General features: G+C 57.0%; 19 protein-coding genes. 10 read left to right on the top strand and 9 right to left on the bottom strand.

Translation table 11 applies throughout. The features are described 5' to 3' along the window. Positions 1-193: 193 nt before the first annotated feature. The 4 genes from rlmB (at position 194) to BN3002_RS10300 (ending at position 6,005) form a co-directional block, all read left to right on the top strand. Positions 194-1,177: a 23S rRNA (guanosine(2251)-2'-O)-methyltransferase RlmB gene (rlmB, locus tag BN3002_RS10285; RefSeq protein WP_058237750.1), complete on the top strand. Its 984-nt coding sequence runs from the start codon at positions 194-196 to the stop codon at positions 1,175-1,177. 387 nt (positions 1,178-1,564) lie between these two features. Continuing rightward, complete coding sequence (locus tag BN3002_RS10290) at positions 1,565-3,091, top strand: alpha-N-arabinofuranosidase (protein ID WP_058237751.1); 1,527 nt, start codon at positions 1,565-1,567, stop codon at positions 3,089-3,091. Next, on the top strand, positions 3,088-4,458 hold the full coding sequence (locus tag BN3002_RS10295) for an MFS transporter (protein ID WP_058237752.1): 1,371 nt from the start codon (positions 3,088-3,090) through the stop codon (positions 4,456-4,458). Before BN3002_RS10290 ends, BN3002_RS10295 begins: the two co-directional genes overlap by 4 nt. A 269-nt stretch (positions 4,459-4,727) precedes the next feature. Beyond that, entirely contained in the window at positions 4,728-6,005 is a 1,278-nt protein-coding gene (locus BN3002_RS10300; RefSeq protein ID WP_058237753.1) for an adenylosuccinate synthase, read from the top strand. A 109-nt stretch (positions 6,006-6,114) separates the two neighbouring features. Here the strand turns inward: BN3002_RS10300 and BN3002_RS10305 are convergent, their stop codons facing one another. The 4 genes from BN3002_RS10305 to BN3002_RS10320 form a co-directional block, all read right to left on the bottom strand. Beyond that, positions 6,115-6,801, bottom strand: coding sequence for an ABC transporter ATP-binding protein (locus BN3002_RS10305; protein ID WP_058237754.1), 687 nt, complete (start codon positions 6,799-6,801; stop codon positions 6,115-6,117). Beyond that, the gene (locus BN3002_RS10310) at positions 6,801-8,015 is read right to left on the bottom strand and encodes an ABC transporter permease (protein WP_058237755.1); all 1,215 of its coding nucleotides are present in this window, start codon (positions 8,013-8,015) and stop codon (positions 6,801-6,803) included. The genes BN3002_RS10305 and BN3002_RS10310 overlap by 1 nt, the downstream gene beginning before the upstream one ends. A 16-nt stretch (positions 8,016-8,031) precedes the next feature. After that, positions 8,032-8,451: a DUF4418 family protein gene (locus BN3002_RS10315; RefSeq protein ID WP_058237756.1), complete on the bottom strand. Its 420-nt coding sequence runs from the start codon at positions 8,449-8,451 to the stop codon at positions 8,032-8,034. Positions 8,452-8,752: 301 nt separating this feature from the next. Then, on the bottom strand, positions 8,753-9,361 hold the full coding sequence (locus BN3002_RS10320) for a hypothetical protein (RefSeq protein ID WP_154955739.1): 609 nt from the start codon (positions 9,359-9,361) through the stop codon (positions 8,753-8,755). A gap of 394 nt (positions 9,362-9,755) precedes the next feature. Between BN3002_RS10320 and BN3002_RS10325 the strand changes: the two genes are divergently transcribed. Genes BN3002_RS10325 through BN3002_RS10340 form a run of 4 tightly spaced genes read left to right on the top strand, consistent with a single transcriptional unit; the run spans position 9,756 to position 12,760 of the window. Beyond that, entirely contained in the window at positions 9,756-10,499 is a 744-nt protein-coding gene (locus tag BN3002_RS10325; protein WP_074026240.1) for a heme-binding beta-barrel domain-containing protein, read from the top strand. Then, entirely contained in the window at positions 10,492-11,682 is a 1,191-nt protein-coding gene (gene ygfZ / locus BN3002_RS10330; RefSeq protein WP_058237758.1) for a CAF17-like 4Fe-4S cluster assembly/insertion protein YgfZ, read from the top strand. Before BN3002_RS10325 ends, ygfZ begins: the two co-directional genes overlap by 8 nt. A gap of 2 nt (positions 11,683-11,684) precedes the next feature. Further along, the gene (gene dtd / locus BN3002_RS10335) at positions 11,685-12,110 is read left to right on the top strand and encodes a D-aminoacyl-tRNA deacylase (protein ID WP_058237759.1); all 426 of its coding nucleotides are present in this window, start codon (positions 11,685-11,687) and stop codon (positions 12,108-12,110) included. Between the two features lie 8 nt (positions 12,111-12,118). Then, positions 12,119-12,760, top strand: a complete 642-nt coding sequence (locus BN3002_RS10340; RefSeq protein WP_058237760.1) for a GNAT family N-acetyltransferase — start codon at positions 12,119-12,121, stop codon at positions 12,758-12,760. Here the strand turns inward: BN3002_RS10340 and BN3002_RS10345 are convergent. Beyond that, the gene (locus BN3002_RS10345; RefSeq protein WP_058237761.1) at positions 12,708-13,865 is read right to left on the bottom strand and encodes a glycerate kinase family protein; all 1,158 of its coding nucleotides are present in this window, start codon (positions 13,863-13,865) and stop codon (positions 12,708-12,710) included. The genes BN3002_RS10340 and BN3002_RS10345 overlap by 53 nt on opposite strands. A gap of 213 nt (positions 13,866-14,078) precedes the next feature. Here BN3002_RS10345 and BN3002_RS10350 point away from each other — a divergent pair, with 213 nt between their 5' ends. Further along, complete coding sequence (locus BN3002_RS10350; protein WP_058237762.1) at positions 14,079-16,544, top strand: ATP-dependent Clp protease ATP-binding subunit; 2,466 nt, start codon at positions 14,079-14,081, stop codon at positions 16,542-16,544. 212 nt (positions 16,545-16,756) lie between these two features. Here BN3002_RS10350 and BN3002_RS10355 read toward each other — a convergent pair whose 3' ends face one another. The 4 genes from BN3002_RS10355 to BN3002_RS10370 all read right to left on the bottom strand — a co-directional run bounded on the left by BN3002_RS10355 (position 16,757) and on the right by BN3002_RS10370 (position 21,345). Continuing rightward, positions 16,757-17,665, bottom strand: coding sequence for a carbohydrate ABC transporter permease (locus BN3002_RS10355; RefSeq protein ID WP_082628712.1), 909 nt, complete (start codon positions 17,663-17,665; stop codon positions 16,757-16,759). An 11-nt stretch (positions 17,666-17,676) separates the two neighbouring features. Next, on the bottom strand, positions 17,677-18,651 hold the full coding sequence (locus tag BN3002_RS10360) for a carbohydrate ABC transporter permease (RefSeq protein WP_058237763.1): 975 nt from the start codon (positions 18,649-18,651) through the stop codon (positions 17,677-17,679). Positions 18,652-18,669: 18 nt separating this feature from the next. Then, a complete protein-coding gene (locus tag BN3002_RS10365) occupies positions 18,670-19,977 on the bottom strand; it encodes an ABC transporter substrate-binding protein (protein WP_257525702.1) in 1,308 nt (435 codons plus the stop codon). Between the two features lie 330 nt (positions 19,978-20,307). Continuing rightward, a complete protein-coding gene (locus BN3002_RS10370; protein WP_058237764.1) occupies positions 20,308-21,345 on the bottom strand; it encodes a LacI family DNA-binding transcriptional regulator in 1,038 nt (345 codons plus the stop codon). Between the two features lie 364 nt (positions 21,346-21,709). Here BN3002_RS10370 and BN3002_RS10375 point away from each other — a divergent pair, with 364 nt between their 5' ends. Continuing rightward, a complete protein-coding gene (locus BN3002_RS10375; RefSeq protein ID WP_058237765.1) occupies positions 21,710-24,193 on the top strand; it encodes a glycoside hydrolase family 31 protein in 2,484 nt (827 codons plus the stop codon). The last annotated feature ends 27 nt before the right edge of the window (positions 24,194-24,220 follow it).

Here is a 24,220-nt window from a genome sequence, read left to right on the forward strand (position 1 = left end):
AATGTGGCAAGGATCCACGAAAATGCACTCGAATGTGGGGCGGGCCGTACGATAAAGTGAAGGACTTGCACGGCGCGAATCGCCACATCACCAGGTGAGGCGGCTGGAAGCATCCATTGAGCACCTCACGTAGCATCCGTATGTGCAGCCGTGCTCAAGCCCGCGATCAGCATAAGAAGGCAGGAGTCAACAGATGGCAAGTAATTACGGTCGACGTGGAGCCATCCGCAAACCTAACTCCAAGAAGGGGCCACGCGTAGGAACCGGCGGCCATTCACGCCGGGGTCTGGAGGGTAAGGGCCCCACTCCGAAAGCTGAGGATCGCGTCTACCACGCCGCCCACAAGCGCAAAGTTGCCCGTGAAAAGCGTGAGCAACAGGAAGCAGCGCTGGCACGTGCCCGCTCCAGGACCTCTATCAAGATTCCCGAAGGCCACGAGCTAATCTGTGGGCGTAACCCCGTTGCCGAAGCAGCTCAGGCAGGCGTGCCGATTCTGCGCGTCTTCATTTCACCGACCACAACGGCCGATGAGCGACTCGAATCCGTGATCCGCACAGCATCCTCTCTGGGAGCGCCGGTGATTGAAGTGACCAGGCGCGACCTGGACGTTGCAACGGATGGTGCCGTGCATCAGGGAGTAGCTGCCGAGGTGGACGCCTACGACTATGCGGATGCAGACGAACTGCTTGGTGACCTGCTTCAGCAGAGTGAGCCGCCCATGGTGGTGGCACTTGACCAGGTGACGGACCCGCACAATCTGGGTGCGACGTTGCGTGCTGCTGGCGCATTTGGCGCGGGAGGCGTGGTGATTCCGCAGCGCCGCTCGGCAGGTGTGAACGCCACCGTGTGGAAGGTGTCCGCTGGTGCAGCCGCGCGCGTCCCGGTTGCGCAGGTGTCCAACCTTGTACAGTTTCTGCGTGTCGCCAAAAAGGCCGGGTACTTCGTGGTCGGATTGGACGGCGGGGGTGACCAGTCGATCCGCCGCCTGCCCTTGTCGACCGAGCCACTGGTTATTGTCACGGGTGCGGAAGGGGCTGGACTGTCACGCCTGGTGCGCGACACCTGCGACCAGATCGTGTCGATTCCGATCAGCTCCACCGTTGAGTCTTTGAACGCGTCGGTTGCCACGGGCATCGCGTTGTACGAGGTGGCGGCCACGCGCGCCGACGCTCGCTGACAGGTACGCCGAGGTTATGCGGTGATGTCGCTGCCTAGAATAACCTTCGTACGTTTTTGGCGAGATCACCAATACCGGTTAATCTCCAACTGAGCAGGAGTGCGTCCCGAAGTGCTGCTTGGGCAGGGGATGCGTCGCCTCGCTTGCGATTCGCTGATTCAGCGATCGACATCGTTGACCAGTCGGGACTCATCTGACAAAGGTGGTTAGACCTGTACGGAATCCCGTAGTTATCCATCCTCAACTCGAGGATCGTCGAGAGGGGAGGGGCCTGCTGGATTTATCTGCACGGGCATGTTATCGTTAACTTCACTGGCGGAACAATGTAGATCTCCGCAGTGTATGACTCGAGAATCTAGCTCACTTCGTAAATCATGGGAGGCTTCAATGGCGCGACTACATGTTGATCCTAAGTATGTGAACGCTAACATCAATGAATTGATATGGGGATCGTTCACCGAGCACCTGGGCCGATGCATCTATGGGGGACTTTATCAGCCCGATCATGCGACCGCAGATGACAATGGCCTGCGGCAAGACGTGATCGATGAGGTAAAGGAACTTGATATAAGCCTTGTTCGCTATCCTGGTGGAAACTACGTTTCGAATTACAACTGGAAAGATGGTATTGGACCTAAGGAAAAGCGTCCGAGACGACTTGAATTTGCATGGGCAACCGTAGAAAGCAATCAATTTGGAATTGATGACTTTATTGATTGGGCGCGAAAAGCAAACGTAGAGCCGATGATAGCCGTGAATCTCGGAACCGGCACTCCTAAGGAAGCTGCAGAGCTCGTAGAATACTGCAATCATCCTGGTGGCACATACTGGAGTGACCTTCGCAGACAGAATGGTCATGAAGAGCCCTACGGTATCAAATACTGGTGCCTAGGAAATGAAATGGAAGGAGATTGGCAAGCCGGCCATCTTAGTGCAGATAACTATGCGGATAAAGCACTTGAGACGGCGAAGATGATGCGGTGGGTAGATCACGACATTAAGCTCGTTGCTTGTGGTAGTTCGTATCATGTGCTGCCAGAATACCTCGAATGGGACAAGATTGTTCTGAGTAAGCTCTACCCGCATATCGACTACATCTCTACTCACTTTTACGCATCGAGAAGCGATAGTAGTGCCGAAGAATTCATCCACTCATGGCACGAACTGCATCAGCATCTGAAAAACTCTGAGGCTGTCTTAGATTTTGTGAAGGGTAAGCGTGACGAGGATAAGGAAATCCCCATCTGTCTTGATGAATGGAATGTTTGGAATTTCTCAGATCTCAAAATCAACGGTCCGAGTGATCTTCTTGGTGCAACAGAACTCGAGGTAACTTCTGCAGAGAGATGGGAAGAAGCTCCGCCTATTCTTCAAGAGAAATACTCTCTTCTTGATGCTGTAACCTTTGCTGGCTTGGGCATGACCTTGATAAACCACGCTGATCGAGTTGAGATTGCTTGTCTTGCGCAGCTAGTTAACGCGATCGCTCCTATCACTACCAAGAATGACGGGGGAATTCTTCGACAGGCTATTTGGTATCCGCTTCATGAGCTTACCGAGCGTGGCCATGGAGAGGTTCTCTCTCATCGCTTAGAGTGCTCTAAGAGCTTGGTTAAGGGACGGGAAATCCCATCAGTCTATTCGGCCGTTGTGTACGACTCTGACAATCGTGAAATGACACTGTTCGTGTTGAATTCGAACCTCGAGAAATCGGAGCCACTTGAAATTGAAGTTAGCGGTAGCAAATTTGCAATCAAGAGTGTGCGTAGGCTTGTAGGAAAGAATTTAACGAGCGTTAATACCTTTGATAACCCGGAGGAAATTTCGATGGAGGAGCTAAAAGACTTTGACTCTTCCGTCCTTGAACTTCCTCCGGCCTCTTTCTCTGTAGTCACAGTTGAGGTGGCAAAATGACCGAAACTATCGGTAATAATTCCGCTAGGATTTACGGTTTTAAGGGTGAGATAAAAACCTGGAACCGGATAGCATATGGTGCAGGAGATATGGCTGTCAACATTACGTGGGCAGCCTTGGGAATGTTCATCATTTATTTCTACACTGACGTTGCGCTAATTCCAGCTGCTGCGGTCGGCACCTTGATGCTGTTTGGGAGAATTTTCGACGGGGTCACGGACGTGATCGTCGGTGCTTTGGTTGATAAGACTGATACAAGGTGGGGGAAAGCGCGCCCGTGGGTGTTATTCGGAGCGATACCGTTTGCTGCTTGTTCAACTCTCCTTTTCGCCGTGCCTGATACGTCAATTTCGGGAAAGCTGATATACGCTTACGTTACCTACCTACTAATGACAATTGCCTTTACTGCCGTTTGTATTCCTTACGGCACAATTAACGCGCTGATGACTCGCGACGTTAATGAACGGGCTAAGCTGAATGTTTTCCGGATGTTCATGGCTCAGATAGGCTTCCTGCTGGTCACGACGGTAACCCTTCCTTTGGTGAAGCGCCTTGGTGACGATCAACGCGCATGGGTCATCGCGTTCGCGATCTTGACGAGTCTATCGGTGCTTTTGTTTTGGTTCACTGTCGCAGGAACGCGCGAGATCAGAGCGCTACGTGATGAAGGGAACGAAAATGTGCCTTTTAATGCGCGTTTGAAAGCAATGTTTGCCAATAAGTATTGGATTCTGGCAACAGTGTTTTTCCTCGTCTTTAGTATCGGTTACGCGCTGAATCAGTCTGCATTGGTTTACTACTGCAAGTGGGTTCTTGGAAACGAGCAACTGGTTTCAGTTTTGACTTGGGCATATCTAGTCCCAGTGATGGTCGGATTCTTGTTCCTGCCAGAACTGATCAAACGATTTGGTAAGACCAAATTGATGATGGTTGGCATTTTGGTCTCAGTTGTTGGCCTCGTAGTAATGGCAATTGCTCCTGCCAGCTTTGCTGTTGCAATGGGGGCTCAAATCGTTAAGGGTGTTGGTCAAGTTCCACTTCTAGGAATCGTCTGGGCCCTGTTCCCCGATACGATCGAGTACGGCGAGTGGAAGACGGGTATTCGCTCGGAAGGTTTGCTCTACAGCTCAGGTAGCTTTGCGCAGAAGCTCGGTATCGGAATCGGAGCGGCTCTGATGAGTTGGATTCTTGCCATGGGAGGGTACGACGGTGCTGCGTCGGTTCAGAGTGGTGGCGCGTTAAGTGCGATTTTGTGGTCATTCATTTATATTCCGATCATCACTTTTGTTCTTCAAGCGGTGATTCTTTACTTCTATGACATCGACAAGAAGCTTCCGATGATTATGGAGGAGCTGAAAAGGCGCTAGGACATCCGCCTAGCACCATGTTGATTGGGGGGTTGCTTCATTCAAGCGCCCCCCAATCACGTGAGATTGTCACTTGTGCATTCGACGGTTGTCGGGCGCTGACGGGTACGCCGGGTATTTCCCGGCGCACTGCCCGCACGAACTGGACACTGGTGATGAGAATGCGCCAATGGCGATAGACTGGACGGTGGTGTTTCAGCCAGGTGACCGTGAGACACCCTCGTCCATCAAGAAGACAGGCGAGCCACCAAGTAGGGGAGCATAACCGAATGCCAGCCGTGATCGTTTTGGGCGCACAATGGGGCGACGAAGGGAAGGGCAAGGCCACTGACCAGCTGGGTCAGCGCACCGACGTCGTCGTCAAGTTCAACGGCGGGAACAACGCCGGCCATACCGTCGTCGTCGACGGAGAAAAGTACGCGCTGCACCTGCTGCCCGCAGGTATCCTGTCCAAAGGTGTCACACCGCTGATTGGCAACGGTGTGGTGGTCGACCTGAGCGTTCTTTTCGATGAGATGGAACAGATTAGCGCTCGCGGTGTGGACTGCTCGAAACTGAAGATTTCGGCGGCCGCGCACATCATCCCGCCTTACAACCGCCTGGTGGACAACGCCAGTGAGAAGTTGCTGGGCGACAAGCAGATCGGCACCACTGGCCGAGGCATCGGGCCGACATATGCGGACAAGATGAACCGCATCGGCATCCGCATTCAGGATCTGTTCGATCCGCCGACCCTTGAGCAGAAGGTGCGCAGCGCCCTGGCTCAGAAGAACCCGCTACTTGAATCTGTTGGTATGGAAACGCTCGATCCGGAGGAGGTCACGCGCGAACTGCTGTCGTACGCTGACCGCGTGCGCCCCATGGTGGTGGATGCGTCATTGCTGGTCAACGATGCATTGGATGAAGGCAAGACCGTCTTGTTCGAGGGTGGCCAGGCCACAATGCTCGACATCGATCATGGAACCTACCCGTTTGTGACCTCATCAAATCCGACGGCCGGTGGTGCACTGACCGGAACAGGTGTCGGGCCTACCCGCATCGACCGTGTGGTGGGTGTTGCCAAGGCGTACACGACGCGCGTAGGTGAAGGGCCTTTCCCAACGGAGCTTACTGACGAAGTCGGTGATGAACTGCGTAAACGCGGCGGCGAATTCGGTGTGACGACGGGGCGGCCGCGTCGTACTGGATGGTTCGATGCTGTGGTCGTGCGATACGCTTCGCGCGTCAACGGGTTGACTGACCTGTGCCTGACGAAGCTGGATGTCCTGACTGGATATGACACGATTCCGGTGTGCGTGGCCTATGAGGTGAACGGGCAGCGTTTGGATGAGATGCCAATGAATCAGTCAGACTTCGAGGCTGCAACACCCATCTATGAAGAGATGCCCGGATGGAGTGACGACATCTCCGGCGTGCGCACCTTCGAGGACCTGCCTCAAAAGGCTCAGGAGTACGTGCTGCGCCTGGAGGAGCTGTCCAAGTGCCGCATCTCCTCGATCGGTGTGGGAGCAGGACGCGAAGCCATCATTGTGCGCCACGCGCTCTGATCTGCAGTCGGTGCGCGCAGCTTGAATGTCGACGAGGCTGCGCGCCCCTGCGCCGAGCTGCCGCTCAGCTTTGATGGAGTTGGAGCTCAGCTTTGCTCGGAGCTTCCGCTTAGCTGTGTTCCGAGCCGGCGCTCAGCACTCCGTTGTCAATGGTGTAGGTCGTATCGGTCGCGCTCAGAGCCTGTTGGTCGTGCGTGACCATGATGACCGCTGCGCCTGTCGCGGCACTGTCGCGCAATAGCTCAAGTACCAGCGCCGTGCTGTCCGCATCAAGATCGCCGGTCGGTTCGTCAGCAATGATGATCGCAGGGGAGTTAATGACTGCGCGCGCAACGCTGGCCCGCCGCAGTTCTCCACCTGACAGTTCCGAGGGGTAGGCGTCAGCAAGTGGCGCAATATCCATCCGCTCCAGCAGTTCGCGGCCGCGCTCTTCAAGGCCGGCCAGGTCTGCCTCGCCGGCGATCTCTCCAGGCAGCAGAACATTGTCGAGGATGTTCAGGCTGGGAAGCAGTGAATGGTGCTGCGTAATGAAACCGAGGGTGCGCGCCCGAAGATTGCATAGCTCATGGTCGCTGAGGTGCGAGACTGCTTTGTTGTCAATGAGAACAACACCCGATGTGGGAGCCAACAGGCCAGCGATCAGATTTAACAGCGTGGTCTTCCCATTGCCGCTCCGGCCGACAATCGCAATGAACTCACCGGCATCGACCGTCAGGTTCACATGATCAACCGCCGCGAACACTGTGCCGCGTCGCGTGAATTCCCGGGTGAGGTCCCGAGTGGTCACGAGTGTCATTACTGCCCCCTCTGGAAAGTCGTATACGTCTCGGCTCGCGACAACTTCCATGCTGACAAGCTTGAGGCTGCCATACCGACGAGGGTGGCTGCCAACACGCTCCCCACTGCCAGACCCAACACTTGCGCGATGCTGATCTGAAGATAGGGCAGTGCCAGGGCGTCTGTAATCAGCGTGCTGTATGGGAAAACGACGAGGGAAGCCAGGCCGATTCCGATCACACCGCCAGCCAGGCCGATCAGCGCTGATTCAGTGAGGTACACGCGAACGAGGTGGGACTTGCGCATTCCCATGATGCGCAGTGAGGCAAATTCTTTCTTCCGCTCATTGACCGAGGTTAAGAACACAGCGAACAGCACGATCGCGCCCAGCACCCATACCGCGCCCACGAATGCGTAGGCATATCCCGTGATCACGTTCAGGTGAGCTTTGGTGGTCGCCGTAATTCCTCCGGGATAGACGAAGCCGAGGCTTCCCATCCCCGTCGCCTTGGTGATGTTGTCTGCCACCTCGTGCGGGTCGACTCCATCTTTGACTGTGAGCAGGACGGCGGAGATCGCATTGCCCGCATGTTCTTCCGGAATGGCCGGATGGCCCACTTCCGCCGAGTACTTCACGACTTGAGGAACGGTTGCCGGATTGACGAACACTGAGCTGTCCAATGAGGTGCCGGTGGGTGCGAGCTGTGCTGCGACAGGGAAGTGGTGGCCGAAAAGTTTGATGTCACCGCTTGCAGACACTTTGATCTTCGAGCCTGCAATGACGTCACCGTCAGCAAGCTGTTTGTCGTATTGCGAGGACACCCAAGGCTCAATAATGAAATCGGTCTGTGGATTGAAACCGATGATCTGAACCTGGTCGTCACAGCAACTTGCCGTCAACGACGCAATATAAGTCTGCGCGGTGAGCTTTTCGATCCCGTTGGCCTTGGCCACCAACTCGGCGATGTTGTTGATGAAGTAGAAGGTGGAGGAACCGGTATTGGTCAGCAGTGCTTCCGCCTGCGGACGGGAAACCTGAGGAACAACCATGAGGTCGGCACCCATGCGTTCCTGCATACTCGCCAGACCGGTCTTAAGGTTGAACGACAAGACGGTACCGCCGAAGAAGGTACCGGACAGAACGCTGACGATGAATATCAGCGCGAAGGTGCGCAGTGGTCTGCTCGATAAGTTCTTCAGCGGTAGCCGTCGCAGTAGGTTGTGACGTGTCACGGTCTGCCTGCAGAACTTACTTCTGTGAGGCGGGTGCGATTGTCTTGACGCGACTGTTCACGTACACCACAACCACCGCGTAGACAATGGTCAGGATGCCCAGAACCATCAGCGTGGGGACCATGATCATGTTGCAGTGCATGTCGGCCTTCATGCATCCGCCAATGAGAACCTTGACGATGGCGATAGTCAAAGCGCCGTTGAGGCCAGCTGCAATTGCCAGTCCTGTCTGGATGCGGGTGTCAACGAAGAACGCAATGACGCCGATGACTGCGATAACCAGACCGATGCCGAGGGCGGCCTGAGCTGACCAGTGGCACTTCATGAAGTGCCCATCTTCCGTCGGAGGGCATGGCTGCGCGAGAGTCTTGGGCGCGAATGCGATGAGAAGTCCCAGAATGATTGCTGGAATCGATGAGATCAGTTTGTTTGTCATGATAACCCTTTCACAGGTGCTCGACGACGCTTCTGCCGGATCAGTCCGTCTCTCAAGAAACGCTGTTATTATGACAGCGTAAAATAAGAAAGGCAAACCTTACCTAATCGGTGAGGAGTGGATGGAAACCGCAGAATAGCGCCAACGGCGAGAGCGCAGGAGGTGTGGACCTGTGGTGCGAACCGTTAAAAAGTGAGCAAGGCGACGTGAAAGGGCCTCGAACTAAGCCATCTTTCTATCTCGTACGGTGAGCTGCTGTGCCCGGCGCTCAACCGGCTGTCAGTGCCTGGTGGTCAGATCCTCATCGAACCGCATCGATAATCGACGTCACTGTTTCATGGATCGCTTCAGCGCTTACTGGTTCGCCTGCGCTGGTGAAGTAGATTCCCAACACGAGGTTGGAGTACGCGATACGAGTAAACGTATACGTCTCATGTGGATCAGGATCGGCAAGATCAGCCGTGAAGGTGACGTACTGCGCGCCGCTGACCCTGCCGTCCTCTCTGAAGTCCAGGCCGGTGACCGCCGCATCAATTGCCTCACCATCGCATCCTTTCCGATTTCTCTCCAAGTGGAGATTGTAGAATTCCTGCGCGTTGGCCTTACTGGGGAAGAGTGACAGCTCAATGAAGGCCACAGAGGTCACTCCCTCAATCAATGACGTGTGACTCATGTAATCCGGTGACGGCAGGCTGTCAAAAAGCTTCTGGCATTGAGTGCTCTTGAACTGCAGCGGCTCAACGTCGGTATAGCGGATGGGGCCCTCGACTTCATCAACGGGGCCAATGCCACTGATCGCGACATTTCGGAGTGTCTCTGTGGCTTCACTTGCAGAGAGTGGATCAGAGTGACGTGAGGTGATGAAAAGAACGCCGGCCGCAACCAGAGCGATCACGAGAACGCAGCTCACCAGCACGACTAGATCAGTCTCATGTACTTGAGTACTACCGTGCCATGTCGCACTGCCACACATCAATATCTCCGGCCCCAACAATCTGTCCTTGATCATCGCAAGGTGCTGGAAATGAGGCGGGGGTGAAAGTGGCACCGGACCGAAAGCGCCTGTCGGCGCGAAGGCCGCTCGTAGCGGCAATAGTTGGAGCCCGGGGCTTAGCGGCCCGATGCCGCGTTCAGCCTAACATTGCCACCCACACTGACGCTCAGTGACCTTGCCAACTTCAGGTTCCGTCGGCGCCGTCCTTGCCGGCAGTGCGCAGTGTTGCCCGCTTCGGTGATGGCGAACAAGACCAGAGAATTGCTGGTCGCCCTCGTGAATCGTCGTGAAGGCCCGTACAGTAAGAAGCATGTTTGTACTTGATGAGAACACTCCTCGAGAAATTGCACCCCTGGCGTGGATGCTGGGACAGTGGCGCGGCTGGGGCGTGATTGCCGGATCGCACGCGGCGGCCGCCACCCCCGATTCGTCCGGAGAATCCGACCAGAACACCCCCGCCACCTCGGCCGACAGTGACGATGTGCCCGATCAGATGGTCATTGAAGAGATCACGTGCGAAGCCGTGGGCACACAGATGCGCATGGTGACCCGCATCTACTTGGCAAGCTCGCGCGTTCAGTCGCTTGACCCGAGTGCCTCGACCGAGGAAGGCCTGGCCGCCCTCGTCGAACAGGACCTGATCAATGAGGAAACCGTGTACGTCAGCGTCATGCCGACGACGCAGGAGCTGCCCCCTCCCGGACAGTTCCAGACCCGAGAGCTCACTGCCAGTGGCGCGGATCAGAAAGGTCTGGCGACGCTGTGGGCGGGAGTGTCGATGGGGCCGCGCGTACGCATGATTTCCGACGCGATCGCACGCAGCCCACACGCTCAACCCGTTGAGGAAGCCTCCCGCATGTTCGGCCTGGTCGCAGGTGAACTCATGTGGGCTCAGGACGTCACAATGGTGGGTGCAGGCGAGTCGATTACCTCGATTTCCGGTCGTCTCATGCGAATTGACGAGGGGGACGCTGTCACATCAGATTCTGCAAGAACGCCGAGCAACGCTGCGGCGAACCATGGTGGCGTCGATGCGCAGGACAGCGATGACTGATCAGCTGCATTCGCCACTGTTGACCTGGCCGAAAGCTGTTGCAGGTGAGGGCGAGTGGGTCGGCCTGCCGATCCACTATGGCGACCCGATCGGGGAGCAGTGGGCACTGGCCGAGTTGCGGGGCTTCACGGATCTGTCCACTCTGGCAGCCGTGTGCGTCAGCGGGCCTGATCGTCAGTCATGGCTCACAAACATGACCTCGCAGATCATCAACGGCATGATGCCTGCAGAATCAAAGGAACTGCTGGTGTTGGATGCCAACGGCCGCATCGAGCACGCCGCAGCAGTCCACGATGACGGTGAAACGACGTGGCTGGTAACTGTGCGTAACCGCGTCGGCGCACTGGCCCAGTGGCTCGAGTCCATGAAATTCATGCTGCGCGTCGAAGTGGCGGCGCGCCACGACATTCGCGTGATCGGCACCGTCAGTTCTGCCGCCCAGACAGACCCGCTTGCTGAAACAGCACGTCATCTGCCGGGATACCTGTTCACGTGGGATGACCCGTGGCCAGGAGTCGTGGAAGGCGGCACGCGTTACTTTGCAGGCAGCAAGCACCCGGGATCTGACACGCGTTTCCACCTCCACATTGTCGAGGGCGACGGCGCCATCACCGACATGATGAGTGTGGCGGGTGACAGCGACGGCATGACGCCTGCCGGAATGCTTGCCTGGGACGCACTGCGCATTGCGGCATGGCGTCCTCTTATCGGACGGGACACGGACGCTCGATCCATCCCGGCTGAACTCGACTGGATGCGCACCGCCGTTCATCTGCATAAAGGCTGCTACCGCGGGCAGGAGTCTGTGGCACGTGTGGTGAACCTTGGTAAACCGCCCAGGCGCTTGACCTTCCTGCAACTCGATGGCTCACGCGGAGATCTGCCGGAAAGTGGAGCCAGACTGATGCGTGGAAACCGGCAGGTGGGTGTGGTGACATCAGCTGCACGGCACTACGAACTTGGCCCCGTTGCGCTGGCGCTCATTTCGCGCAACGTCCCAGAAGACACGGTCTTTGACATTGATGGGGTCAGCGCTGCGCAGGAAATCATCGTGCCGCGTGACGGTCGCAGTGAAGATTCACCCGATGAGCGCCCCGGCAAGGACCTGACGAACAAGGACCTGCGCAGGCTGGATATTCCGCCGGCAGGATCACCGCACATGTCAGGTGGAAGGAAGGCATAACAGTGCGAGCAGTACTTCAGCGGGTTACCCGCGCATGCGTGCGCGTCGATGGTGAAGTTGTCGGAGAAATCAGTGGCCCCGGCATCCTCGCCCTCGTCGCCGCCACTCACGAGGACGGCCCCGACCAGGTCGACACGGTGGTGCGCAAAATTGCGGAGCTGCGGATCATGGACGATGAACAATCGGTGAGCGACATTGGCGGCGCGGTCCTGGTCGTCTCGCAGTTCACACTCTATGGCAGTACCCGTAAAGGCCGGCGACCCTCGTGGTCGGCAGCTGCGCCGGGCCCTGTGGCTGAACCGCTGATTGATGCCGTGGCTCAGGGGCTGCGTGAGCGTGGGCTGGAAGTGGCGACCGGCCAGTTTGGCGCCCACATGGAGGTTGAACTGGTCAACGACGGGCCCTTTACTGTGCTGGTTGAGGCGTAGACGGAACCATGGCGGAGGTGCATATTCGCCCGTACCGGTTAACGGACGCAGCTGATCTGATCTCAATCTGCATTGATACGGCCGACAGTGGCAGGGGAGCGCGGGGCAGGCTCACCGATGATGAAATTCTGCCCTACATTTACGCACTGCCGTACGTCAGTTACGCTCCGAGCTGGTCGTTTGTGGTTGATACTGGCTCACGCATCAGTGGATATATCGTGGGTGTCCCCGATGTTGCTTCCTTTGTGAACTGGTGGCGCGACCACTGGGTGCCGGTGCTGCGCGAGCGTTTCGGCGGCACGGAGCTGTGGCCAGAGGGCGAGCGTGAACTGCTTGAACGCGGCCTCAACCCTGATTCCATGTGGTCGGATCTTCGCCGCACCTATGAGGCCGAATTTCACATCGACCTGCTGTCCGATGTGCAGGGACGTGGGCTCGGTACGCAGCTTCTTGGCAGATTCACCGAGGCGGTGACCACGCGCTCGCACGCACACGGCATCGCCATCGGGGTTGACGCGGACAATTCACGTGCCATCGGCTTTTATGCCAAAAATGGTCTTGAGGTGCTGCGTGAAGACCGAGGCAGTGATGGCGCCGTCAGCGGCTACACCATGGGGATTTGCCTGCGCGGGCCATCCAGATCCGCATGACACGCGAAGCGGTGGCACGCAGGTTCCTTTCGCCCGATGACACCGCCTCATCCGTTGAACACGGCCCGGGCACGATCGGGACAGCGGCAATGATTCCGCATCGCAACAGCTCATCAGTCAGTGCCTGCCCCTGTTCAATTCTGCCGGCGCACGCGATGACAGGAACGCTGCCGGCCTCGCGTGCCAGGCGCGCCACCCCGGAGATGGTTTTGCCCATGACACTTTGCCGGTCGATCGACCCCTCGCCGGTCAGCACAAGGTCAGCTCCGCGCAGCACTTCCGCCAGCCCGACGCCTTCCATCACCAGATCCACCCCTGATTCCAACGAAGCGCCCAGGAAAGCTGACAGCGCAAACCCCAGCCCACCTGCCGCTCCAGCTCCCGCCTTGTCGGCATGGGCGCTCGCTGCCGGGTCAGCGTGCGCGAAGGTTGCCAACGCACGATCCAGCACCTTGACGTCGCGAGGTGTCGCACCCTTTTGAGGCCCGTATACAGCGGATGCGCCCCGAGGCCCACACAGCGGATTGTCCACATCGCATGCGGCGCGCACGCGCACATCCCTCAGCCTCCCATCCAGGCCAGACACGTCAATACGTCGAACCTTTCCCAGGCACTCCGGCGAACCGTCGACGTCACGGCCACCCTCGTCAATGAAGCTCATACCCAAGGCGCGCAGCATTCCCGCTCCGCCGTCGTTCGTGCCGGACCCGCCCAGCCCGATGAGGATCTCCTCAACACCAAGGTCCAGTGCTGCCGAGATCAGCTCACCCACTCCAGCGCTGGTCATGGAACAAATTCGCCGGTCGCAAGCCGCGACCAATCCCAGCCCGACAGCCTCGGCAACTTCGATGACCGCGCTGCCACCTGCCGTCCAGAACCCTGCCTCACGAGGGCGGCCGAGCGAGTCGTGAACCTCGACGATGTGGTACTGCGCCCCCAGGGCATCCGCGATGGCCTGCGCGAAGCCTTCTCCGCCGTCAGCCAGCGGAACCACCTCGCATTGCGCATCGGGGACGACTGCACGAACACCGTCGGCAAGTGCACGCGCCGCCTGCATCGCTGTCATCGACCCTTTGAAACTGTCAGGAGCGCAGACGATTTTCATGGCAGTCCTTCCTGTCGCGGCGCGGTTTGCTCTGATTGTAGGCAGCGTGTTGACGTGCTTGTGTGCGCACGCGAGGCAGACAACTGGCAGTGTTTCCGCTCGCCTGTAGTGAACATTGAAGCGGCCGCGCCAATCAGCCCGTAGGGTGGAACCAGTTGAAAACGCCAGGCACCCGTGTCTGCGCCATCCCATTCGTGAACATCAGGAGGAGCCATGTTCGAACGGTTCACCGACCGAGCTCGGCGAGTCGTCGTCCTCGCACAGGACGAAGCCAGGAACCTCAACCACAACTACATCGGCACTGAGCACCTGCTGCTGGGCCTCATTACCGAGGGCGAGGGCGTCGCAGCAAAAGCCCTCGACATGATGAACATTGAGCGCGACCAGGTGCGTGAAGCGGTCATCGACATTATTGGCGAGGGCGAAAAGCCTGTCGAAGGTCACATTCCGTTCACGCCGCGTGCCAAGAGAATCTTTGAGCTGTCGCTGCGTGAAGCACTGCAGTTGGGTCACAACTACATTGGCACTGAGCACCTGCTGCTCGGTTTGCTCAAAGAGGGCGAGGGCGTTGCAGCTCAGGTGCTGACGAAGCTGGGAGCTGACTTGTCGCAGGTGCGTCAAGCCGTTATCCAGCTGCTGTCGGGTTACCAGAGCGATGGGGACAACCGCGAGGCGGTGGGCGTATCGGGCAACCCTGTGCGCGACCCCGGTCAGACGAACTCCGCTATTTTGGAGCAGTTCGGTCGCAACCTGACTCAGGCTGCACGTGAAGGCAAGCTTGATCCGGTGATCGGTCGTAAGACGGAGATGGAACGCGTCATGCAGGTACTGTCGCGTCGCACGAAGAACAACCCGGTGCTGATCGGTGAACCCGGTGTCGGTAAGACCGCTGTTGTCGAAGGCCTGGCTCAGGCGATCGTGCATGGCGACGTGCCGGAGACGATTAAAGACCGCCAGATTTACTCACTGGATATGGGATCCCTGGTCGCCGGGTCGCGCTATCGCGGCGATTTCGAAGAACGCTTGAAGAAAGTCCTTAAAGAGATCCGCACGCGCGGTGACATTATCTTGTTTATCGATGAGATCCACACGCTGGTCGGCGCCGGCGCTGCTGAAGGCTCCATTGATGCCGCTCAGATGCTCAAGCCAATGCTGGCTCGCGGCGAAATCCAGACCATCGGTGCCACCACGCTTGACGAGTACCGCAAGCACGTGGAAAAGGATGCCGCGTTGGAGCGTCGTTTCCAGCCGGTGCGTGTCGAGGAACCCTCTGTGGATGAGACAGTTGGGATCTTGAAGGGGCTGCGTGACCGCTACGAGGCGCATCACCGCGTCATCATCACCGATGAGGCGATCCGCGCCGCAGCCGAGCTGGCAGACCGCTACATTTCTGACCGTTTCCTGCCTGACAAGGCCATTGACCTGATGGATGAAGCCGGTGCCCGCCTGCGCATCGCCCGTATGACGGCACCGCCCGAGTTGCGTGAAATCGACGAGAAGATCGCTGATGTGCGCAAGGCCAAGGAAGCCGCGATCGATGATCAGGACTTTGAGCGTGCCGCCTCCCTGCGTGATGAGGAAAAGAAACTGGGCGAGGAACGTCGCGAGAAGGAAGATGCGTGGAAGGGTGGCGAACGCGAAGAAATCGCGGAGGTCACTGAAGAGGAAATCGCTGAAGTGCTCGCCATGTCGACCGGCATCCCGGTGGTGAAGCTGACTCAGACCGAATCGGCCAAGCTGCTGAAGATGGAAGATGAGCTGCATAAGCGCGTCATCGGCCAGGAAGAGGCTGTCAAAGCACTGTCGCAGTCGATTCGACGCACACGTTCGGGCCTGAAAGATCCGAAACGCCCCGGTGGTTCGTTCATTTTTGCCGGACCGACCGGTGTCGGTAAGACTGAGCTGGCCAAGGCTCTCGCGGAGTTCCTGTTCGGTGATGAAGATGCGCTGATCCAGATGGATATGAGCGAGTTCTCCGAGAAGCACACGGCATCACGCCTGTTCGGTGCACCTCCCGGGTACGTTGGATACGACGAGGGTGGCCAGCTCACTGAAAAGGTCCGTCGCCGTCCGTTCTCCGTTGTCCTGTTTGACGAGGTTGAAAAGGCTCACCCCGATATCTTCAACTCCTTGCTGCAGATCCTGGAAGAAGGTCATCTGACCGATTCACAGGGACGCAAGGTGGACTTCAAGAACACGGTGATCATCATGACCACCAACCTGGGCACGCGCGACATCAACAAGGGTGTGCTGACCGGCTTCCAGTCCGCCGACAACCTCACGCACGACTACTCGCGCATGAAGTCGAAGGTGAATGAGGAGCTCAAGCAGCATTTCCGCCCCGAGTTCCTCAACCGTGTTGACGACGTCATCGTCTTCCCGCCGCTCACGAAGGAGCAGATCACGCAGATCGTTGACCTGATGATCGGTCGTCTGGCGGAGCGCATGGAGGACCAGAATATGAAACTGCAGATCAGCGATGCTGCGCGTGAACTGCTGGCCGACCGCGGATACGACCCTGTTCTGGGTGCCAGGCCGCTGCGCCGCGCCATCCAGCGCGATATTGAGGACGCCTTGTCCGAGCGGATCCTGTTCGGTGAGATCATGCCGGGTCAGGTTGTCACCGTCGATGTTGCCGGCGAGGGCGACCAGCGTGAATTTACGTTCACTGGGATCTGACAGATTAACCGATCTTCACTGAGGGGGTTGTGTCCCCTCAGTGTGTGACATATAGTGTGCGGCGTGTGGCCTCGCTCTGGCAGCAGAGCGAGGCCACAGTCATTGTTGATGTGCCGCATATAGCAGCGGCGCCTGCGGCCGCCCTCGTCAATGATGGGGGACCAACACGTTAAGAACTGACCGCAGACGCCGGCACGCAACGAGCGATGGCGCTATCCCTTGACCGCCCCCTGAGTCACAGACTCCATCACCCAGCGCTGAGTGAACAGATACGCGATGATTGCCGGAGCCATAGCCATCAGATATGACGCAAAGGAGACATTGTAGTTATTCATGAACTGCCCGGTAAACAGGTACTGCCGCACGGGCAGAGTCTGCATATCAGGATCAGCGATGATCAACGCAGGCAGCATGTAGTCGTTCCATGACGCTAGGAACGCAAACACTCCAATTGTTGCGCTCATGGGTGCCAGCAACGGGAAGATCAGTTTCCAGAACGCCTGCCACGTCGTTGCCCCATCGATACGGGCACTCTCCTCAAGCTCAATGGGAATCGAACGGAGGAAAGCCGTAAACAGCAGTGTTGAGAAACTGAGCTGGAACATCGTCGTCAGGATGATGACCCCAACCGGATTATCTAGGTGAAGTCGCCCGGTCAGCTGAATCTGCGGCAGTGCGACAACGGTGAAGGGAAGAAACATTGCCGACAGCAGGTAGTAGAACGACCAGCGGAAATAGCGGCGCTCCCAGTTCCGCGCAATGGCATAGGACGCGAATGCGGCGAGAAAGATCGTGGCCGCGACTGTGCCTGCCGTAATGAACAGTGAGACAAGGAAGCCTTTCGGAAAGTTTGTCACTTTCCAGGCTTCGATGAATCCCTCGATGCTCACAGGGTTCGGCAATGAGAACGAACGTCCGTCGATTGCCTGCGCTCGCGTCTTGAATGCCATGGACACTGTGATGTAGAGAGGGACAAACACAGTGAGTGTGCACAGCATGAGGACAATGGTTGTCGACCAAGACACTCGTTCTGGTTTGACGTGACGTTTCCTGACCTTCGCAGACCCGCGATCGCGATCGGAGACCCCATCTGCTGGTGCTTTTATGGTTGTTGATGTCATTGGTGCACTCATCAGATTGAATTCCTTCCGCGCATGAGAGAGAGCTGGAGCAACGATATGAGAATGACGATGACGAAGAAGATCGTCGCGTTCGCCATCTGGTAGGCGTAGTCACCACTTGTAAAGCCAGTCACGATTGTCATTGCAATGCTTCGTGTTGATGTGCCTGGCCCGCCCTCGGTCAAACCCTTGATGATGTCGTAGGAGTTCAGGAAGTTCTTGAAACCGATGATCATGTTGATCACCACGTAGCCAAACACAAGAGGGATCGTGATGCGAATCAGCTGCTGGAACTTGTTGGCGCCATCAATGGCGGCTGCCTCATAGACATCGGAAGGTATCGACAGGATTCCAGCAATGTAGATCAGCAGCGTACCTGGAATTGCCTGCCAAGCCGTCACAATGACGAGGGCGAGAGCGGCAAGCAGCGGATCAGACAGGAAGCTTTCCCGAAGCCAGGAAATGTTCGCTGCGTTTCCGAAGCTGGTCAGCGTTGTGTTGAAGATGAAGCGGAACACGAACGCGATGACGATTCCGGAAATGACCATCGGGATGACGAAGATGGTGCGAAGTCCCGCTTTGAAACGGATCTTGGACGTCAGCCCCACTGCAAGAAGAAAAGCGATGGCATTGACAGTGATGACAGTGACGAACGCGAAAATGATGGTGAAGACGTACGATTCGCGGATCGCAGGATCCCGGAACGCTTCGACGTAGTTGGTGATCCCGATGATCTCCCAGTCGCCGATGCCGATTGAGTTGGTAAACGAGTACAGGAAGCCGATTATTGCCGGTATCGTAATCGCCAACGTGAACAGAATGAGCGTCGGGGTCAGCATCAGGTGGTAGATGGGGTCTACTTTACGTTTGCTTGTGGCACGCTGGGAGGGCTGACGGCCTGCACGGTGCTTCGACCGCTGTGGCGTGTTCGCGCCTGTTTCAGCGGGTGCGCCGGGCGCGATATTGGAGCTTGTTAATGATGTCATAACGGTTCCTTCGCTTCCTCACTGGCGACGGGCAAGTCGTGCCCAGTCCGCATCCAAAGTGCTTAGGAGCTCATCGGCGTCAGCTCCAAGAGCAACTGATTGGGCATAGTTGAACACCGGAATTGATTTCGGTATGAGCACTGATGCACCTTGATAGAACTGCGCATTGTCGTAGAAGGGGATCACTCCCTCAAGAGCCGGGTCAGAGGGCAGTGCAGCATCAACGGTAGGAGTGATACCGCGCTGAGACTCGTTGTACGCGCGATGAACCTCCGGGTCATACAGGTAATGAAGGAAATCGCGAGCAGCTTCCTGGTGAGTTGATGCTTCCGGGATCCATACTGCAAGGTCGGTATTCACACGGATTTTGAGATCCTGAGGATCGTTCGTCATTGGCAGTGGGAACGTGCCGATCTGAATGTCCTCGTTGTGAGCAGTGATTTCGCCCAGTGCCCAAGGGCCTTGCAGGTACATCGCAGCTTCTCCGTTTGCGAAGGCGAGATTCCCGTCTGTGTAGGCACGTGAATTTGCATCGTCGTTGACGTACTGAAGCAATTCCGACATTTTCTCCATGGGTTCAGCAAATGTCTTCTGGAAGGAGACTTCAGAATCAGGCCCGACCTCGGATCCCAGATCCCACATCATGTCGTAGAAATCGAGGATGTCGACCATTCCGCCTGTTGTGTAGTCAAACCAGCCCTGGCCGACAGTCCACGGATCGTAGAAGGTGCCGTAGAACGGTGTGATTCCGGCGGCTTTCAGAGTCTCGCACACCTCGATGAGCTCATCCCAGGTGGTGGGAACCTTCAAACCGTTTTCAGCAAAGATGTCTTTGTTGTAGATAACACCTGCAGCCATGACTGAATAAGGCAGAGCGCTGGTGCGCCCTTCGCATGACCCGTACTGATTCATCAGAGGGTCAAGGTCCGGGTTGATGCGGGATGCTTCGGGGGTGTCCGACAGATCGGACAGTGTGCAGCGCTGGATGAATCGTGCGGTTTCGTAGTTGTAGTTCGCTAGGGCAATGTCGGGTGGTGTTCCTCGGACGAAACTTGCAGAGGTGGCGTCAACACCTGAGGTATCGAGATTCACCTGGTATTTGTCCTGCGAAGCGTTGTAGTCCGCCACCATCTCCCGCATGATGGGAATAGCTTCAGGTTTGTTAAACGCGAAATGCACGGGTTCGCGTGTGCCGCCGGCGCATGACGACAGCAGAGGCAAGACCAGTGATGCCGCAGCGCACGCAATTCCCATACGCATGCGCCCTGAGGGGCGTGCCTTCCTGGCAGTCGCCTCATTCTGCAGCGGCATTTTACGTCGTAGCATCAAATTCACCGCATTCTCCTTATTGATTGCCTATTGCGCGCACCCGGGTAATGAGGTTCGCGCAGCGCTTTGAAGTCGTAGGCGCCACAGGCGTCAATGCCTGGTCGGACCTGTCGGGTTAAGCGTTAAACATATAATAGCCGCCTGAACGCGTTGCGTGGTGCGTGGTGAGATACCGATGCCGGCTGCTCATTGATTTTTCCGCAAAATAAAGAGGAAAAATCGAGTTCTTCGGAGATGCATGAAGGGCGTGTGAGTTTGTGAAGGGGACAGGAAGGTTACGGGGCTAACGGGGGCGTGATGAATGAAAGGGGATCAGGAGCGACGCGGTTAGGGGGCCGTCAGGGGGATGACGGATTCTCGCTGTACCAGCGACACGCCAATTGTCATGTGCGCTCCTTCGTCGGATGCGGTCTTGTCCGATTGAGCGTCTGAACCACTGGCTTCCAGGTCGAGCAACAGCTGTGCAGCCGCATCTGCCTTAGCTGTGATGTCCTGACGAACAGTCGTCAAACCGGGATTCATGACACGGGCAATCGGCAGATCGTCAAAACCAACGATTGACAGGTCGTGGGGAACCTGAAGTCCACACTCATCCAGACCCTTCATTAGGCCCACAGCAATACTGTCCGCCGTCGCAACCACAGCAGTGAACGCGCCGCTAGTGAGATGATTCCTAGCGGTATGGATCGCCTGGTCGTAATCAGTCTCGCAGGTGATGACATGCTCGCGGTGGGTACTGAGGGGGACATTGTGATCACTGAAGGCTTGACAGAACCCTTCGTAGCGTCTTCGCACCACGCCATCTCGCTTCAGTGGTGGCCCAATAAATGCGATTCGAGTGTGCCCCTGCTTAAGCAGGAAACGTGTTGCAAGTCTGCCACCTTGCTGGTCGTCGATACCAACGGTGTCAAGGCCGTGCCGAGGCGGGCAGTCGATAAAAACCATCGGTATATTTGCGGCTCGTCTGAGTTCATGTGCCTCGTCTGCGAATGTGCCCACGAAAATTGCCCCATCGGAATGCCATGACAAAAGAGCGCCTGCCACGTCACTGGGTCGGTAGGCAGAGCGAATCATGACGGTCTTTCCCGCCTGTGTCAGCCGCTGCTCAAGCGCTCCAATCAGAAGTGCGTCGTGAGTTGAGTCCAGCGGATGCGTATCCGCCGCGTAGACAATGGTGACGATTCCCGACGAGTTTGTTGACAGCGAGCGGGCAGCCGCGCTCCTGACATAGCCAAGTTCAGTAATCAGCTGTTCGATCTTCTCGAACTTTTCAGGGGAGACTTTGTTGCGGCGACCGTTGAGCACATTGGACACCGTCATGACGGAGACGCCTGCTGCGTCTGCGATGTCCTGCAGACGTACCATGAGTCTCTCCCTTGATCGTGTGGTCGTACACAGCCTCTGCGGTATCGGTTGGAGAGCAGTAGCCGTGCAAAGTTTCCGCGTAATGATGACATCACTGATCCGGTTATCCGGACGCCAGGTTGCCGGCACCATCATACGACGAGCCGCAGGAATTTAGCAGAGTTGCAGCATCGGGGGTGGCTTTGGAAAAACAATCGCAAATGCCTTGCTCTGAAGGTGCCACTCTTACTAAAGTGAGCGCTACATGTTTAGCGTTCAACTATTGGCGATGGAGCGTTATCGACGCGTCCCGTTGCCTATGGCGGCAAACAACGCGAACATGATCCACGTATGAGCATCTAACTAGGCACATCGGAGTTACGAATTGACGCTTCAATTCTTCCAGCACCACTCTTCCGCCGCGACAGACCCGGCAGCCATCGTTCAAGGAGACCACTGGCGCATCAGTGTTCTGACGAGCCGACTGATCCGACTTGAATGGTCGCCCAGCGGCGAATTCGTCGACGCGGAGACCCCCATGGTGCTCACGCGGCATTTCGACGTTCCCGATTTTTCCATCGACGACGAGGGCGATGAGGGGATCCTGACACTTCGGACTGAGCACCTGCTGCTTCGATACGACAGGCAAGCCTTCTCCCCTTCAGGACTGTCCATCTCGCTGCGCCACCGTGCTCAGAGCGGACACCACACAACGTGGCGTTTTGGTGACCCTCAGCCGGTCCAGACAAAATGGGGCGGAAACATGGGCGGAACGGCGCGGACTCTCGACGACGTCGATGGTGCCACCGAAATAGGCCCGGGAATTTTGGCGACTGACGGATTTTCTGTTCTTGACGACTCTGAGTCAGTTATTTACGGCGACGATGCCGATGTGGCAGAGGGCTCTGGATACCCGACATGGGTAAAGCCGCGGCCGGAGGGGCATCAGGATCTCTACTTTTTCGGTTACGGGCGCGATTTCCATGCGGCTCTGCAGGACTTTTTCGCCCTCACGGGTCAGGTCCCGCTGCTTCCCCGGCGCGCACTTGGTAACTGGTGGAGCAGATACTGGCCGTACACCTCAGACGAATACTTGGCGCTGATGGAGCGCTTTGCTCACGCGCAGATGCCTTTCTCGGTGGGAATTCTCGACATGGACTGGCACAAGGTCGATATTGACCCTGCAATAGGCAGCGGATGGACGGGATACTCATGGAATCGTGATCTCATTCCCGATCCGCCGGCGCTCCTTGAGAATCTGCATCGACGCGGCATGCTGACCTCTTTGAACCTGCATCCGGCAGACGGAGTGCGGCGTCATGAAGACGCCTATGAAGCAATGGCACACGACATGGGAATTGACCCTGACAGTGGAGCGGAAATCCCGTTCGACATCGCCAACCCCTGTTTCGTGGGCCCATACCTTGAGCACCTCCACCATCCGCTTGAAGAGCAGGGAGTGGACTTCTGGTGGCTGGACTGGCAGCAAGGGACATCAACACGGATTGCAGGTCTTGACCCCCTGTGGATGCTCAACCACATTCACACCATTGACTCAGCTCGTACCGGTAAGCGTCCTATGATTTTGTCGCGCTACTGCGGACCTGGGTCGCATCGCTACCCAGTTGGTTTTTCCGGCGACACCGTCACGTCGTGGGATTCGTTGGAATTTCAGCCACGGTTCACAGCCACTGCAGCCAACATTGGCTACTTCTGGTGGAGCCACGACATCGGCGGTCACATGCTCGGCACGAAGGATGAAGAACTGACTGCCCGATGGTTCCAGTTCGGCGCGTTCTCGCCCATCAACCGGCTGCATTCCTCGGCTGATCCGTTCAATTCGAAGGAGCCGATGCGTTTCGGCCTGGAAGTCCGTCAGACACTGATTGACTTCCTGCGTCTGAGGCACCGCCTTGTGCCCTATCTGTACACAGCGATGTGGGCCGCGCATTCTCACGGCATCGGCATCGTGCGTCCGATGTATCAGGACTATCCAACTAAGCCAGAAGCGTTCGGCGTTCCCAACCAGTACATGTTCGGACCAGACATGATTGTTGCGCCGATCACCGCTCCGCGTGATGCAGCCAGCCGTCTGGCTTCAGTCAAGGTCTGGTTGCCACATGGCACCTGGACGGATCTTTTCACGGGAATCACCTACGAGGGGAACCGGACTTTGACAATGTACCGCCCCATCGAACAGATCCCGGTTCTTGTCAGAGCCGGAGCGGCGCTGACGCTCAACGATGACCCCATGAGTGATGCCGGTGCCAATCCGGAAACCATCGTGTTACGGGTAATTCCCGGAACGTGCGAGAGCATCGTGGACGAAGACGACGGCTCGCTGGAACCTGGTCCTGATCAACGCTATCGCACTGTTGTTTCAGTCAGTGAGGACGCGCGGTCGTCTTCGTCAATGAAGGTGCGAATTGCAAGTGCGGCGGAATACGCGACGCCACGTCCGCGCAGAATCATTCTTGATCTGGCGGGAGTTATTGGAATCGGTGAAGTCAGCATCAACTGCACGCACGTCGACGTCTCGCCGCACCTGCACAGAGTTGATGACCTTCTGGCTCCTGCCATGCGCATGGATCTTGGGGTGGTCAGCCTCGACCAGCCAGTCGAGATACGACTGTGCGGCGTTGAGAAACAGATTGATATTGCCCAGGCGATATTCGCTGTGCTTGACCGGGCACACATCCAGTACACCATGAAGGGACTTGCGTGGAAGGCTGCGCAGCGCTATCTGTCAGGCTCTGCTCAACATAAGCTCGAATTTATCCAGGAACTCATGACGCTGGAGCTTCCAGAATCAGTCATCGAAGCCATTGCGGAACTTACTAGCACAGTGGTGTGCGATGAGGAAAAATAAACGATCATGATCACGACAACCAACATA

It is taken from the genome of Actinomyces ihuae, from assembly GCF_001457875.1.
Classification (GTDB): Bacteria; Actinomycetota; Actinomycetes; order Actinomycetales; family Actinomycetaceae; genus Pauljensenia; species Pauljensenia radingae_A.

Coding starts and splice junctions, on each gene's coding strand:
- rlmB (WP_058237750.1), top strand. CDS start 194: ATGGCAAGTAATTACGGTCGACGTGGAGCCATCCGCAAACCTAACTCC.
- BN3002_RS10290 (WP_058237751.1), top strand. CDS start 1,565: ATGGCGCGACTACATGTTGATCCTAAGTATGTGAACGCTAACATCAAT.
- BN3002_RS10295 (WP_058237752.1), top strand. CDS start 3,088: ATGACCGAAACTATCGGTAATAATTCCGCTAGGATTTACGGTTTTAAG.
- BN3002_RS10300 (WP_058237753.1), top strand. CDS start 4,728: ATGCCAGCCGTGATCGTTTTGGGCGCACAATGGGGCGACGAAGGGAAG.
- BN3002_RS10305 (WP_058237754.1), bottom strand. CDS start 6,801: ATGACACTCGTGACCACTCGGGACCTCACCCGGGAATTCACGCGACGC.
- BN3002_RS10315 (WP_058237756.1), bottom strand. CDS start 8,451: ATGACAAACAAACTGATCTCATCGATTCCAGCAATCATTCTGGGACTT.
- BN3002_RS10325 (WP_074026240.1), top strand. CDS start 9,756: ATGTTTGTACTTGATGAGAACACTCCTCGAGAAATTGCACCCCTGGCG.
- ygfZ (WP_058237758.1), top strand. CDS start 10,492: ATGACTGATCAGCTGCATTCGCCACTGTTGACCTGGCCGAAAGCTGTT.
- BN3002_RS10340 (WP_058237760.1), top strand. CDS start 12,119: ATGGCGGAGGTGCATATTCGCCCGTACCGGTTAACGGACGCAGCTGAT.
- BN3002_RS10345 (WP_058237761.1), bottom strand. CDS start 13,865: ATGAAAATCGTCTGCGCTCCTGACAGTTTCAAAGGGTCGATGACAGCG.
- BN3002_RS10350 (WP_058237762.1), top strand. CDS start 14,079: ATGTTCGAACGGTTCACCGACCGAGCTCGGCGAGTCGTCGTCCTCGCA.
- BN3002_RS10355 (WP_082628712.1), bottom strand. CDS start 17,665: ATGACATCAACAACCATAAAAGCACCAGCAGATGGGGTCTCCGATCGC.
- BN3002_RS10360 (WP_058237763.1), bottom strand. CDS start 18,651: ATGACATCATTAACAAGCTCCAATATCGCGCCCGGCGCACCCGCTGAA.
- BN3002_RS10365 (WP_257525702.1), bottom strand. CDS start 19,977: ATGCTACGACGTAAAATGCCGCTGCAGAATGAGGCGACTGCCAGGAAG.
- BN3002_RS10370 (WP_058237764.1), bottom strand. CDS start 21,345: ATGGTACGTCTGCAGGACATCGCAGACGCAGCAGGCGTCTCCGTCATG.